General features: G+C 59.2%; 9 protein-coding genes and 1 pseudogene. 4 read left to right on the forward strand and 6 right to left on the reverse strand.

All coding sequences use genetic code 11. The features are described from left to right. The first annotated feature begins 18 nt into the window (after window positions 1-18). On the forward strand, window positions 19-1,599 hold the full coding sequence (gene pilM, locus Mal15_RS18875) for a type IV pilus biogenesis protein PilM (RefSeq protein WP_147869196.1): 1,581 nt from the start codon (window positions 19-21) through the stop codon (window positions 1,597-1,599). Beyond that, complete coding sequence (locus Mal15_RS18880; RefSeq protein ID WP_147869197.1) at window positions 1,596-2,768, forward strand: cadherin repeat domain-containing protein; 1,173 nt, start codon at window positions 1,596-1,598, stop codon at window positions 2,766-2,768. Before pilM ends, Mal15_RS18880 begins: the two co-directional genes overlap by 4 nt. Before the next feature lie 408 nt (window positions 2,769-3,176). Here Mal15_RS18880 and Mal15_RS18885 read toward each other — a convergent pair whose 3' ends face one another. After that, on the reverse strand, window positions 3,177-5,321 hold the full coding sequence (locus Mal15_RS18885) for a sigma 54-interacting transcriptional regulator (RefSeq protein ID WP_233902879.1): 2,145 nt from the start codon (window positions 5,319-5,321) through the stop codon (window positions 3,177-3,179). Between the two features lie 217 nt (window positions 5,322-5,538). On the opposite strand from Mal15_RS18885, the gene Mal15_RS18890 reads away from it, so the two are divergent. Next, window positions 5,539-6,888 carry a DUF1598 domain-containing protein gene (locus Mal15_RS18890; RefSeq protein ID WP_147869198.1) on the forward strand — a complete coding sequence of 450 codons (1,350 nt, stop codon included), beginning with the start codon at window positions 5,539-5,541 and terminating at the stop codon, window positions 6,886-6,888. 287 nt (window positions 6,889-7,175) lie between these two features. Here Mal15_RS18890 and recG read toward each other — a convergent pair whose 3' ends face one another. Both recG and Mal15_RS18900 read right to left on the reverse strand, forming a co-directional pair. Beyond that, window positions 7,176-9,365: an ATP-dependent DNA helicase RecG gene (recG, locus tag Mal15_RS18895; protein ID WP_147869199.1), complete on the reverse strand. Its 2,190-nt coding sequence runs from the start codon at window positions 9,363-9,365 to the stop codon at window positions 7,176-7,178. A gap of 117 nt (window positions 9,366-9,482) precedes the next feature. Beyond that, window positions 9,483-11,411, reverse strand: a complete 1,929-nt coding sequence (locus Mal15_RS18900; protein ID WP_147869200.1) for a hypothetical protein — start codon at window positions 11,409-11,411, stop codon at window positions 9,483-9,485. 204 nt (window positions 11,412-11,615) lie between these two features. Between Mal15_RS18900 and Mal15_RS18905 the strand changes: the two genes are divergently transcribed. Then, complete coding sequence (locus Mal15_RS18905) at window positions 11,616-12,242, forward strand: BON domain-containing protein (protein WP_147869201.1); 627 nt, start codon at window positions 11,616-11,618, stop codon at window positions 12,240-12,242. Window positions 12,243-12,244: 2 nt separating this feature from the next. Here Mal15_RS18905 and Mal15_RS18910 read toward each other — a convergent pair whose 3' ends face one another. The 3 genes and pseudogenes from Mal15_RS18910 to Mal15_RS18920 form a co-directional block, all read right to left on the reverse strand. After that, window positions 12,245-12,703 carry a hypothetical protein gene (locus tag Mal15_RS18910; RefSeq protein ID WP_147869202.1) on the reverse strand — a complete coding sequence of 153 codons (459 nt, stop codon included), beginning with the start codon at window positions 12,701-12,703 and terminating at the stop codon, window positions 12,245-12,247. 8 nt (window positions 12,704-12,711) lie between these two features. Further along, window positions 12,712-13,110, reverse strand: a pseudogene (locus Mal15_RS18915) (ABC transporter permease); the annotation flags it as partial. A 180-nt stretch (window positions 13,111-13,290) separates the two neighbouring features. Then, window positions 13,291-13,560, reverse strand: a complete 270-nt coding sequence (locus Mal15_RS18920; RefSeq protein ID WP_147869204.1) for a hypothetical protein — start codon at window positions 13,558-13,560, stop codon at window positions 13,291-13,293. Window positions 13,561-13,593: the final 33 nt, after the last annotated feature.

A 13,593-nucleotide genomic window follows, 5' to 3' on the forward strand; every position in this document is an offset into this window, starting at 1 on the left:
TCCGACTAGACTATCACCATGCCTAAACGAATAGCCCTCGACTATGACAGCCGCGAATTGCGGATTGTCGTCGCCAACTGCAGCGGTTCCAAAGTGCAGGTGACCGATGCCCAGGTCATTCCGATCCCCGAAAACGGTTCGGTGTCGGAAAAGCTGCGCGGCTACATCTCCGGCCAGGGGCTGCAAAAAACGGAAACCCTGGTGGCGATCGGCCGCGGCAAGGCGGAGTTGCGAGAATTGCAACTGCCGCCGGTGCCGGAGGACGAGCTTCCGGACATGGTGCGATTCCAGGCCATCCGCAGTTTTGCCTCGGCCAGCGAGCGTGCGATCGTCGACTTCTTGGTGACGCGTCGCACCAACGAAAACAACACGTTGATCGCCGCGGCCGTCGCACCGGCGGAAATGGACAAGGTTCGCGAGCTTTGTAACACGTCGGAATTGTTGCCCAAACGGATCGCGCTGCGTCCGTTGACGGCCGCATCGCTGTACCTGCGAACTCAGAAACAGCCTCCGATCTGTGTGATGATCGACTTGCTGACCGACGATGCCGAAATCGTGATCGCCCGCGACGGCAAAGTGATCTTCGTCCGAACGGTACGGCTGCCATCGGAGGAACGACATCGCAGCGGCGCGATCGCCAGCGAATTGCACCGCACGATGGTGGCCTGTGGCGAAACCTCCACTCCGGATCGCATCGTGGTCTGGGGGACGGGCACCGTTCATGCCGGCGACATCGCGGCGATCAAAAACACGATCAATTGCGACGACGTTCAGGCGGTCAATCCGTTTGATCTGGTCGGATTGCAGATCGATCGCGAGGCGCTGCCCGAACACGTCGGGCGGCTCGCGCCGCTGGTCGGATTACTCGCCAGTGACGAAACGGCTCCGGAAACCCTGATCGATTTCCTGAACCCACGCAAAAAACCGGAAGTCGAACCGGATCGCGTGCGACGTATCCTGGTGATCGCCGGCCCGATCGCCGCGGTCTTCCTGGTCGGTTTCTTCATCTACCGTCAGTTCGCCGAGTGGGATCGCAAGATCGCAGGTGCGACCAACGAAGTCAATTTGTTGCTGCCTTCGTCCGAAGCGGCCGATGAGAGCATCGCACGAACCGAGGCCATCGACCAATTCCTCGACGCAGACGTCAACTGGCTCGATGAGATCCGGCGTTTGGCCGAAAAGGCGCCGCCGAGCGACAAGATGATCGTCCGTAACATCTCGGGGACCGCCAACATTCGTGGCGGTGGCGGCACCCTGCGTGTCGTCGGCGCGGTGACCGAGCCGGGGGTCATCGACGAATTGGAAGCATCACTCCGCGATGAAACGCACGGTGTCGTCGGCAAGGGATCACAGGAACAGAAGGACCAAGACGCTTATGCATGGACCTTTACCGAATCCATAGCCGTCGCCGGGGAAACCATCCGCAACACACGGTACTCGCGGATGGCAGAACAAATGCAGCAAGCCGAATCTGCAGCCGATGCCGCCGAAACAGAACCGTCTACCGATTCGGCTCCGGCAGACGAAATGCCCGAAGAAGAATCTTCTGAACAGGATTCACCTGAAAACGCCACCGAATCGGCGGAGGTCGAAGCATGAACCAACGTGAACGAGTACTAGCGATTCTGGTCGGCGGGCTTTTCGTCCTCGGTCTCGGCCAATGGGGATTCACCAAGTACAAGACCGCGATCAAGCAGCGACGATCGCAATACGAATCGCTGCAGGAACGTCAGGTTCAACTTGCCGAAAAACGCAACCAAGGGGCACTGGCCGATCGCCAGATGGGCGAGTACCTGGTGCGATCGGTCTCCAGTGATGTCGAGCGTGCCCGCAGTGATTACCAGAGCTGGTTGTTCGATGTGGTGGAAAATCACAACATCCAAGACGCCAAAATTGAAAGTGGACGAACGGAACCCGGCGACCTCTATCAAAAGATGACGTTTTTGCTGACCGGACGTGCCGAGGCACCGAAGATTTTCGACTTCGTACACGAGATTCAGTCCAAGGATTACCTTCACCGAATCCGCGAATTCGACCTCAAACCGTCGAAGACCGAATCGGGGTTCACGATCAGCATGACCATCGAAGTCGCCTCATTGAGGAATGCGCCGGTCGACGCCAAGACCCCCGAGACCAAAGCCTGGCGTGTCGATCCCGATTCGTTGGCCTACAGCGACCCGATCTTAAACCGCAACCTATTCGAACCGCCCAACCGCGCGCCGACCTACGACGGCAGCAAGACGATCGAAGTGACCAAGGGCCGCAGCGAATCCGTCTCGCTGGTCTTCAAAGACGCCGAACAGCATCGATTGTCGTATGAGTTGGTCGATCCGCCGGAAAACATCTCGATCGACCAACGAAGCGGAACGCTGCGCGTCAGTTCCGAAGAGTTGACGGAGTTTGACGTCACCGTTCGCGCCACCGATAGCGGCTATCCCAAGCGAACGGTGGAAGAGACGTTGCTGGTCAAGGTGGTCGATCCTCCACCGCCGCCGCCACCGGAAAAGCCGCCGCTGGAGTTTGACGATGCAAAACAGACGTACCTGACCGGATTGGTGCAGGGGGCCGACGACTGGACGGCCTGGATGAACGTCCGCACCCGCGGCACGACACTCAAGCTGCGCGTCGGCGACGAGTTCGAAATCGGCAGCGTGCGTGGCGTCGTCGATTCGATCGACGCCGACAGCGTCAAAATCAAGATCGGCGACAAGACCATCACCCTGACCAGCGGCGGAACCCTCAAATCCGCCGTCGATTCGGTCGAGTGACCCATTGGATGATATTTGGTCAAAAGATTTGATGGTCAAAAATCAAATGCCCTAGAAAAGCGGGTTCCAACAAACACGGCACCCCATTTTTTGACCACCCCATTTTTTGACCAATCGCTCCAGCTCCCAATGCCCCAATTGGTGCCACCCATCACCTGGTTTGCTAGCAGAGAAGCTCAGTGCGGTCCAGAGTTGGATTTGCTAGCAGTCTCTCTGTTGGTGCTGGAGTGGAATAGATGGGTGGCACCAATTTGGCGAATCGACAGGAGAAGGCAGGCAGAATGATGCGGGGCAGAATGATGAGGACGGACCAGCATTTATCACATCATTCTGCCCCGTATCATTCTGCCTTCACTCTGAGACGCACGGCTCTTGGAGATGACAGGCGAGAAACCTATCCCACCGGCGCTACGAGTATCGGTTGAATTTCTTGAGCTTTCGATCCAACGTGCTTCGTTCGATGCCAAGGATCGAGGCGGCTCGGCTCTTGTTGCCGTCGGTGTGGCGGAGCACGCGTTCGATGTGAGAACGCTCCAGGTCCGCCAATGAGATTTCCACGGGTGAACTCGCCACCGCCGAATCCGCTCCGCCATTGCCGGCCGACATCGCCGGTGTCAGCAACAAATGCTCGGCGTCGATCGTCGATCCCGCATTCAGCACGACCGCGCGTTCGATCACGTTCCGCAATTCACGGATGTTCCCGGGCCAACGATAATCCAACAGCATGCGTCGCGCCGGCTCGGTAATCGTCGTGATCCGCCGTCCCATCTGTTCGTTGAACTGCGCCAAAAAATGTTCGGCCAACAGCAGGATATCGCTGCCCCGGCTGCGTAGCGGTGGCACCAGGATTTCAACCACGTGCAAGCGATAGAACAGGTCTTGGCGGAACTTGCCGTCGGCCACCATCGCTTGCAAATCACGATTGGTCGCCGCGACCACCCGCACGTCGACTTTGATCGGACTTTGCCCACCGACGCGTTCAAACGGATGGCCTTCCAGCACCCGCAAGAACTTGGCTTGGATTTCCGCATCCATCTCTCCGATTTCGTCCAACATCAACGTGCCACCGTCGGCCGCTTCGAATTTACCCTGCTTGCGGTCGGTCGCGCCGGTGAAGGCACCTTTCTCGTGCCCGAACAATTCGCTTTCCAGCAAGGAGGGCGATAACGCCGCACAGTTCATGCAAACCAGCGGCGCCGACGCGCGCCCGCTGGCATGGTGGATCGCCGAGGCCACCAATTCCTTACCGACCCCGGATTCGCCTCGCACCAACACCGTCGCGTTGGTGGGAGCGACCAGGGAGATCTTTTCGATGATGTCGCGGACGGCATCGCTTTGACCGACGATCTGGACTTTGCCGCCGATCTGTTTTTGCAACGTCTGGATTTGGCGTTGGGATCGACGGAGCGAACGATCCAGTTTTCCGCGGACACGCAAATTGCGCAGCGACTCGGCCAAGATCTCGGCGACCGCCAACACAAATTCCAGATCACGTGGCGAAAACACGGTCTCTTTGTCGGTCGTCAGCAGGTGCAACATGCCCAGCACGTTTCCTTCGCGATCTTTGACCGGAGCCAAGATCATGCTGACCGCATCGATTTCACCGCGACTGTTTTCGGTCGCTAACGTTCGGTCGCCGGCGACGTTCCGGGCCAAAATCGCTTGCCCGTCCGGCCCGATCACGCTGGCGATCGCCGTGTCCGCCGGACGCCGGTAGCTGCTCGATCCCAACGCCGATTGGTTCGAATGACGCGTGGCCACCAAAACTAGGTTCGAGGAATCGGCAGCCGCAACATGGCCGGCCTGTTTCTGCGATTGTGATTTGACGACGAAGGCACCGGCGCTGCGAAAGGGGATCGAGGCGGCAAGGCGATCCAGGACCAATTCGATCGCTTGGGCGGCCGACTCGGCACCGGCCAGTTCGAACGCCAACTGCAACAGCGTCGCCCGCGCCGTTTCGGTCTGTGCCAAACCGTCCTTCAGCCCGGCGCGAAACGGCTTGGTTTCAAACAGATCGCTGTGCAGGTATTCACTTTTGGCACGACGATCGGTGATCGACGCCGCCTCCATCGCCAACGTCAAGTGGTCCTCGGTCGCGCCGGCCGGCAGCGGCGAGGCGACGGGCCCCTCGGCCGATTGGATTTGGTGCACGAACTGGAGGGAGTATCCGGCGATTTCGATCTTGTCGCCGTCAGCCAGCTTGGTCGGCGAATCGATCCGACGCCCGGAAACGGACGTGCCGTTGCGGCTGCCCAAGTCCTCGATCATCCAGCCATCGGGGGACGACCAGACGCGCGCGTGTTGACGGCTCGCCCGTTCGCTGCGGATCGCGATGTCGTTGGTGCTGGAGCGTCCCAGGATGACTTGTCCGGGCGCGGAAAGCCGAAAAACATCACTCCAGCGGCCGGCGGATTGAGTCACCAGGTACCCGCCATCAATGCCACCGACGGGGCTTTCCAGATCGTGGTTTCGTGCCGCCCCCCCGTTCATCGACAGGCTGCCGGAGGCGGAATCGTCGCCGTGCGGCGGCAAGGTCGTGCTGCTGTCACTCAAAACGCTCGAATTCCCTGGAAATTGCTGAAAGTCCCTGGAGAAGGATGCCAGGCGATTAGTTTACCAGATCGGCGGGTCGAACTTGCGACCAGAATCGGCGGCAACTATTCTCTAGATCAGTCTAGGCCGCCTCCCAACCGACTTTTCCGCCGCACGATGACGCGTCTTTGCGAATCCCCGGCGCCTCAAATCCAATTCCATTCGGAGTAACTTTTCGATGAAACTGAGCCAAGCTCGATTCATGATCGCGATTGCGATGAGCTGTCTCGTTGCGGTCGCCTCGCTGACGACGGCGGGATTCAACAACGGTGGCGGCAATAACGTTGGTGGTGTTTCGATTGATCCGGCTGGCGTGGTTCGCTCGGCAACGGTTCAAGAAAACCAGGAACTCGTCAACCTGCTTCGGAACGAAGTGACGGCACCGGCGGGCGACTTGGCCGCCGCCACCGAACTGCGAATGGTCTCCTTGTCCGGACTCCAAGATGCGATCATCGAAGTCCGCAAGTCGGGCGCCAGACTGCCGGCGGAGATCCGCTACCTGGCCGGTCTGACCGGGGTCGATTACGTCCTGGTCGACCACGAAAATAACGACTTGATTCTGGCCGGGCCGGCCGAACCGTGGACGTTGTCCGAAACCGGCAGCGTCGTCGGTACCGAAACCGGCGCCGCGATCCTGCAATTGGAAGACCTGGTCGTGGCGCTTCGCAACGTCGAAAATTCGCGGGCCCAAGGCATCAGCTGCTCGATCGAACCGACCGCCGAAGGACGCCAACGGTTGAACGCATTTCTTAGCCGAATGAAGCTGCGTCCGGGACAAAACCCGGCCGCGCTGGAAGCCGGCATGAAACAGGCATTCGGCCCGCAAATGATCAAGCTGACCGGCATCCCCGCAACCAGCCGTTACGCCTGCACCCTGGTCGCGGCCGACTATCAAATGAAACGGCTTGCAATGGCCATTGAGGACTCCCCGGTCAAAGGCCTGCCCAGCTACCTGCAACTGGCACGCAACACCTCTCACGCCGGCAGCATGAACCCGCGTTGGTGGATGGAGTGCGAGTACGACAGCCTGACCCGCAACGAAGAAGGCACGGTTTGGAAGCTGACCGGTCAAGGCATCAAGACGATGACCGAACAAGACGCGATCGCCGCCGACGGCAGCGCATCGAGCACCCAAAAGGCGGACAAGCTGGCACAGAAATGGGCCACGTCGATGACCGAACGGTTCGAACAGCTGGCCAAAGAAATGCCGGTCTTCGGTGATCTGCAAAACCTGATGGACCTGACCGTTGCGTCGACCTTGATCGTTCAAGAACAACTGGAGAACCGCTCCGGGTTGGAATTGACCGTGCTTCGCGACCAAGAAACCCTCGCGCCGCCGGCGTTCGATGCCCCACAAACGATCTCTCCGGAGTGCAGCTTCATCAAAGGGCGAAGCGGCTGGGTCGTGACCGCCTCCGGCGGCGTTTCGATCAACGCCTTTCAGATCGTTCATGACCAGCAAGTCGACGCCTCGCTGACCAACAAGATCGCTTCGGCGCGAACCGACGCCTGGTGGTGGAATAAGTAGGGCGGGACGATTGCAAATTGCAACATGAACATTGCAACTTGCAAATTTCCGATTCGACCGCCCGTTGAGTTTTTTTCCTCGACGCGAGCCCGTGTTCGCGTCCGCGGTTTGGGTGATCGCGGAACACGGAACGGAAGAAACCCCACGGATGGCAAAGCGTCCCCACGGATCTCAGGCAGCACTCCATCCGTGGGCACGCTTTGCCATCCGTGGTTTGACTCCGCTCAGTCTCTTAGGTCGCCCCCGCCGTTGAACAAAACAAAGCTCGGGGCGCACGACGGTCGCCGCTACGCGACGTCGCCCAGGTCCAGGCGTTTGCCATAGCGCCGCATCAGCTGCTTCTTAAGAGGCTGCCACTTGGGATCGGACAACTCGGGGTCTTCGTCGATCGTCGCCTGTGCGATCTCGCGAGCGACCTGCAGGACATCGATATCGTTCATCACGTCAGCGATCCGCATCGGCGGCAAACCGCTTTGACGTGCCCCGAACACGTCACCGGGGCCGCGCATTCTAAAATCGGCTTCGGCCAGTTCGAATCCGTCGCTGGTGTCTTCAAACACTTTCAACCGCTCGAACTCCTCCGGTGATTGTTCCCCGTCGGTGAACACACACACGTGACCGGCGTGGGTGCCGCGGGAGACACGTCCGCGGAGCTGGTGAAGCTGTGCCAGTCCGAATCGCTGGGCCCCCAGAATCGTCATCACGGTCGCATTGGGCACATCGATGCCGACTTCGATCACCGTCGTGCTGACCAAGACGTCGGTCTCACCGTCGGCAAACGCCTCCATCACCGCACGTTTTTCGTCACTGGAAAGCCGGCCGTGAAGCAGCCCGACCTGGTAATCGGCCAGAACATCGTTGCAAAGGTCACGGTAAACCGATTCGACCGACGAAACGTCTTCGTCGGTCGTGGCATCGGACGCGACGTCGTCGACATCCTCTTGCGTCGCAGTCTGGGACTCTCCGGTCGCGACCTGGGCACTCACCCGGGGCGCGACGACGAACGCTTGCCGGCCTTCGTCGAGTTGTTTTTTCACGAACGTCCACCAACGCTGACGCCACTGGTCGCGGCCCAAGTACGTGTTCACACTGCCGCGACCCGGCGGCTTTTCACGCAGCGTCGTCAGATCCACGTCGCCGAAAATGGTCATCGCCACCGAACGCGGGATCGGCGTTGCACTCATCACCAAATAATGCGGGTCCACGCCGCCGCTGCGGAGTTGAACGCGCTGGCGGACGCCGAATTTGTGCTGTTCGTCGATCACGCACAGCCCCAGACTCTTGAATTCGATGCCATACAGAAGCGATTGCGTGCCGACCAGCAGATCGATTTCCCCCGACGCCGTCTTTTCGAGCGTCTCACGCCGCTCGGCCGCCCCCTGCGAACCGCACAGCAACCCGATTCGGACTCGGCTGTCGGCCAACATCCGCGACAGGGTTTGGAAATGCTGTCTGGCCAGGACCTCCGTCGGTGCCATCAATACCGCTTGGTGAGAATTGCCGACGGCCAGCATCATCGCGTAGATCGCCACCACAGTTTTTCCGCTACCCACGTCGCCTTGCAACAACCGGTTCATCGGAAATTGCCGGCCCATGTCGCGTCCGATCGCCAGCATCGCCGCCTTTTGGTCGCCGGTCAATTCGAACGGGAATCGATTCGTGATCCGCGCATCCAACATCGCCGATGTCGGCAGCGGCGTGGACCGCAAGTCGGTCGTCAGCTTTCGACGACGCATCGCCAGGGCAAGTTGCATGACCAGCAACTCCTGAAAGACGAACCGCGTTCGCGCCGCCTTCAGATCACACTCGTCGGCCGGCCAGTGGACACTGCGGATCGCGTGATGAATGTCCGGCAGTGGAAGCCGCAGATCGATTTCCGCCGCCCGGAGCGCTTCTGTCACCTTGTCGCGCAGATCGGTCGGCAAGACTTCGGTGAGCGATTCGCACAGCGCCTCGATCGCCGTGCTGACATAACGCCGCATTTCATTTTGCTTGACGCCTTCGGTCAGCGGATAAATCGGCAGAATCTTCGGCTTGGCGATCCCCTCGTCTTCTTCCAACAGCGTCACCTTGGGGTGCACAAATTCCCAGCGCAGCCCGTTCAGCTTGGGTTCGCCGCTGATCATGACACGGCGATCAAAGGTGATTTGTTCGGCGCGAAAGGACTGGTTGAAGAACACGATTCGGACCGCGCCGGACTCGTTCTGCACGACGGCGCCGAAGATCGATTTCCCCGGTGTTCGAGAAACGATTTCGGCGTCCACGATCGTGCCCACCAGCGACGCGGATTGCCCCTCGCGCAATTGGTCGACCTTGCTCGGTGGCGCCGGGAACTCGTAATTCCGGGGGAAACAGAACAACAGGTCGCCGGCCGTCCGCAGCCCGATCTTGGCCAGTTTGCCGGCGCGCATCGATCCGATGCCCGCCAGGAATTGCGCCGGCGTTGCAAGCGTCGTCGGGGTCGAGTTCTCCGTCATCTCAATCCAGTGATTTGCGAAACGAGATCCAGCAACCGTTGGTGTCTAGCCTTTAGGCGATTCCCCGTCGCTGCTCGCAGCGACAAGGGGCGGCTAAAGCCTGAACACCAACGTTGCTCAATCGTCCAACGGCTCAGCCCGCAAGGTAAAGAACCCGAAGTGGATCCCGTCGGGTTCGTCATAGCCGAAAAATCCGGTCGGGGCGAAGTACTTTTCGAACTCGGAAAACGGAGGCAACTCGTTTTGATCCAGCAGTTCGGAGAACTTTCGCGCGACGATGTTGTTTTCACCCGCGCGGCGGATCATGTTTCGCGAGTTCTCGTCCTTGGCCAGATCATAGATCACGCGAATCCCCTGGGCACCGTCGATGAACGAAAGCAAAAACGGTGCCTCGCCGTCAAGCTTGCCACCCAATTCACTGGCCACCAGATCATACTCGGGCAATTGGACCAGACGTGGCAAGTTGCCCGCGTCGGCCAGTGCCGCCTTCTCCATGAACTGGGTGCTGTCGGCATAGATCAACCATTTCCCCAGCACCATAAAACTCGGTTCGGGCCGTCGCATATTTTTGGGAAAGTTATCGCCCGGGCCGCGGAGGCGATAAACGACGTGCCCGCTGATCGAATCGACCTTCATCTGGTTCGGAATGCGGTCACGGATTTGGGCAAGATTCGATTTCGTTTTGATCGGGTCTTTCATTTCGATCGCCAACGCGTTGACTCCGCTGTTGAATCGAATGGGCTGTTCCATCCAAGTCACCCGCACCAACCGACCGGTCATGTTCTGCAGCAAATCCTCGCGCAACTTCACGCCCAGTCGTTTTTCGACCGGAGCTTCAACCAGTTCTTGCAGCGCATCGGTGCGTTGTTGCAGCTTGTCGATGACCTTGCCGACGTTTTCGTAGGCCTTTTCAAAGTCCCAGTTGATCGAGGTGTATCCGGCAACGGAATCCGGCACCCAGTTCGGCGGCGTCGTGTCACCGGTTTCCGGTCGCAACACGCCCAGCACGCCGTCGCGTGGCGGATCGATTTTGATGTGGTAATGGGCGATGCCTTCGAACACGTCGCCGCCGGAAAACGAGCTGCCGCCGATCCCGCCGATGCGATTGGCCCCCAGGTCCTGAATGACCGGCCAGATGAATCCGGCTGTCAGCGACCCGCTGCGTTTGATCACCCGATCGATGATGGCGTGCGGATCAACAAAAAACGTCAGTTGGGGTCGCGTCTCTTCGGCACCGATGCAACGTGACATGATGGTTCCGAATTTTGCGCTGTCCGCCAGCGTCGGTTCGTCGCTCTTGTCGAGCCAGTGATTGAGTACGTCTTGCGCCGTCGAGTTGCCGACCCCGATCACCAGCGTGCCGTCTCTTTCAAAGAACTCGATCGGCTGCTGACCGCCCCTCCCGGGCAGCAGACGTGTCACCTCGGTCGAATCGATCTCTCGGATACGGCGGACGTAGCCACCTTGCAAGACCTGTTCTTCGAACCGCTGGATGATGGACATCAACTGATCGATATTGTCGTCCGCGTCGATGATCAATGTACCACCGAACGAGTACAACTCGCGTCGTTTCTGACGTTCGCGGCGTTGCTCCAATGCCGTTTGATCTTCGTTTTCTCTCGCTTGCAGCTCCGGTTTTTCGTCCTCATCCAGGGGTTTGACCGGGTGAATCGCAAAGGCGACTTGGCCGTGCGGGATGGCCAACAGCTCGTCCAGGTTCACCCCGACCCGATCGCTGATTTCATCAAATAGATCGCGGGCGGTCGCGTAAAACTGATCCGCAAACGGCCGCATCTTGGGATCGTCGATCATCTTGCCGATCGAGGTCTTGTCCAGCTGCTCCCGCAGGTCGTCGGCACTGTCCAACCGGACGTAGACGAGTGTATCACTTGGTAACAAACGCGGTGCGCCGGGGGCAGCATCGTCGTCCGATTTGCTGTCCGCGGCGGTTGCCAGCGGGGCGGAGGCCACCATCAAGCACACCAGCACCGACAAGACGGCGGAACGCCGGGTGTGACAAAAGAAATCCGGGGAAGAGAGTGACATCGATTTCGTCGTCGCAAAAAGGGGAGGAAAATGCTGGGAAGATCAGACGGGATTTGAGGGCTGATTCGATTTTTCGGGTTCGATCTTGGTTGCGACCGCCCGAAGTCTGTTCGGCTAAATCCGAAACGTTTCAGGGCGCCGGATGTTAAACTAACGTATCAGATCTTGAAATCTGGTTGCCCGTCTATTGTCCAAGGTCCACTCATGGTCTCGCCGAATCAAATCACTCGCTTCTGCCGCTGGTTCTCGATCGTCGTCTTGGCGAGCGTTTTTGTCGCCGGCGGTGACTTCGCAAGAGCTCAGGATGAGGCGGAAGGCACCGGCGGGACTCAATTCGAAGGCGTCGAGCCGGATATGAGTGCGTTTGAAGGCATCGAGCGCGGTGATTCGGTCGGCACGGCATCCACGCAGGGCTTCGGACTCGCCGCCGAAAGCGGCACGGGCAATGCTGGGGGTACGACCGGTGGATTCGGCGGCGGTGGCGGATTCGGTGGCGGCCTGGGAGGCTTGTTCGGTGCACTTGGCGGCGCCTTCGGAGGCCAGGGCGCCTCGAGCGAAAAACCGATCATCCGCGTTCGACTGCGATCGGCGATTGACGTCCCACCGCGACCGGTTGCCCAGGTCCAACAATCCGCACGACGGACGCTCGATCGCCTGCCGTACAGCAGTCGCATTCCTGGCGTCAACGTCACCATGAACGGACAAACCGCCATCCTTAGCGGCACCGTCGCCAGCGAGAAAGACCGCCGCATGAGCGAATTGCTGATGCGACTCGAGCCCGGAGTCCGCAACGTCGACAACCAAGTCGTCGTGAATTCGACCGTGAACTAATCTCATTCTTCATCATTCTGCCATTCCAACGTCCTCCGGCGAGCCCAGACGTTCCACATGGCCAACCAGCCGGCCTGAATCCCGAACGCAAACACGATCGTCGCTCTTCCGATCGGAATCTGTGCTTCGGCCGGACTCCACTCCATCAAAACGATCGTCAAAAAGCATCCGATCGACATCGCGATCATCGAATAGCTGATGATCCATAATGCGCGGAGATCCGATCGCCACGCAAAAATCGCCAGCACGATGGCGATCAACGACAACACCGGTCCACTAATGACGATCGTTTCGATGTCGGACATCGCCAATGCCGAGGCGATCGGTGAACCGATCAAAATCAGCGAGGCGATCACGACGGCGATCTTCAATCGTCGCCGCCCGGGGAGAGTCTCGACCGGAAGTGGCGGTCGAGCGGGAACGGTTCGAGGAGCCGCATAGGGGTTGATTTCCGGTCCCATCGGTTTCGCTACTCATGACGCAAGGCTTCGATCGGGCTCATGTAGGCCGCACGCCGTGCCGGATAGACTCCAAAGATCAATCCGACGCCGAGTGAAATAAACAGCGACAACAGCACCGACCACAACGCAATCCGAGGCTCCAAAGTATAAACGATCTCCGGAGATACCGCTGACACAAACGTCCGCAAGAAGCGAAAGATCGGGCCACACATCAATCCGCACAACACGCCCAACAGCCCGCCGCTTCCGGTCAACACCAACGTCTCGGTCAAAAACTGCTGAATGATGTCGCTGCGTCTGGCCCCCAGAGCGCGGCGGATCCCGATTTCACGCGTCCGTTCGGTCACCGTTGCCAACATGATGTTCATGATCCCGATCCCGCCGACCAGCAGCGAAATCCCTGCGATGACGACCAGCAAGACATTGAACATCGTCGTGATCGGCCAGCACGACGTCGACGATGGCACTCATGCCCGGCCTCAGCCCTTTGTGCTGTTGCAGTTTGATGATGGTGTCGTACTTCACCAGATTTCCCGTCCACCAACCGGTCGGCTTGGTCACTTCGGCGATCTCGCTGACCTCGCCGATCAATCGGACGTCTGTTTTAGCTCGAGCGCCTTCCGCGCCGATTCCACCGCGAATTTCTCTCCCTGCAGTCGCAGCGGCTTGATCAATCCCTTGGCGGCCATCCTCAGATTGGACTCATAGCTCAATTCGGCTTGCTTGAGTGCTTGTTCGGCATCAAAGATTTCCTTTTCGATCGTGCCGCGTTCTTCGACGAAGGTGCCTTCGAGGTATTCCGTGATGCTTTTTTCGGCGACCGCAACGTCACTTTCGGCGGTGATCGTGTTGGCCATCGGACAGTTGCAAAAGCGGACAGTGGCAGAAGT

The sequence above is a fragment of the Stieleria maiorica genome (genome assembly GCF_008035925.1).
Classification (GTDB): Bacteria; Planctomycetota; Planctomycetia; order Pirellulales; family Pirellulaceae; genus Stieleria; species Stieleria maiorica.

Coding starts and splice junctions, on each gene's coding strand:
- pilM (WP_147869196.1), top strand. CDS start 19: ATGCCTAAACGAATAGCCCTCGACTATGACAGCCGCGAATTGCGGATT.
- Mal15_RS18880 (WP_147869197.1), top strand. CDS start 1,596: ATGAACCAACGTGAACGAGTACTAGCGATTCTGGTCGGCGGGCTTTTC.
- Mal15_RS18890 (WP_147869198.1), top strand. CDS start 5,539: ATGAAACTGAGCCAAGCTCGATTCATGATCGCGATTGCGATGAGCTGT.
- recG (WP_147869199.1), bottom strand. CDS start 9,365: ATGACGGAGAACTCGACCCCGACGACGCTTGCAACGCCGGCGCAATTC.
- Mal15_RS18900 (WP_147869200.1), bottom strand. CDS start 11,411: ATGTCACTCTCTTCCCCGGATTTCTTTTGTCACACCCGGCGTTCCGCC.
- Mal15_RS18905 (WP_147869201.1), top strand. CDS start 11,616: ATGGTCTCGCCGAATCAAATCACTCGCTTCTGCCGCTGGTTCTCGATC.
- Mal15_RS18910 (WP_147869202.1), bottom strand. CDS start 12,703: ATGGGACCGGAAATCAACCCCTATGCGGCTCCTCGAACCGTTCCCGCT.
- Mal15_RS18920 (WP_147869204.1), bottom strand. CDS start 13,560: ATGGCCAACACGATCACCGCCGAAAGTGACGTTGCGGTCGCCGAAAAA.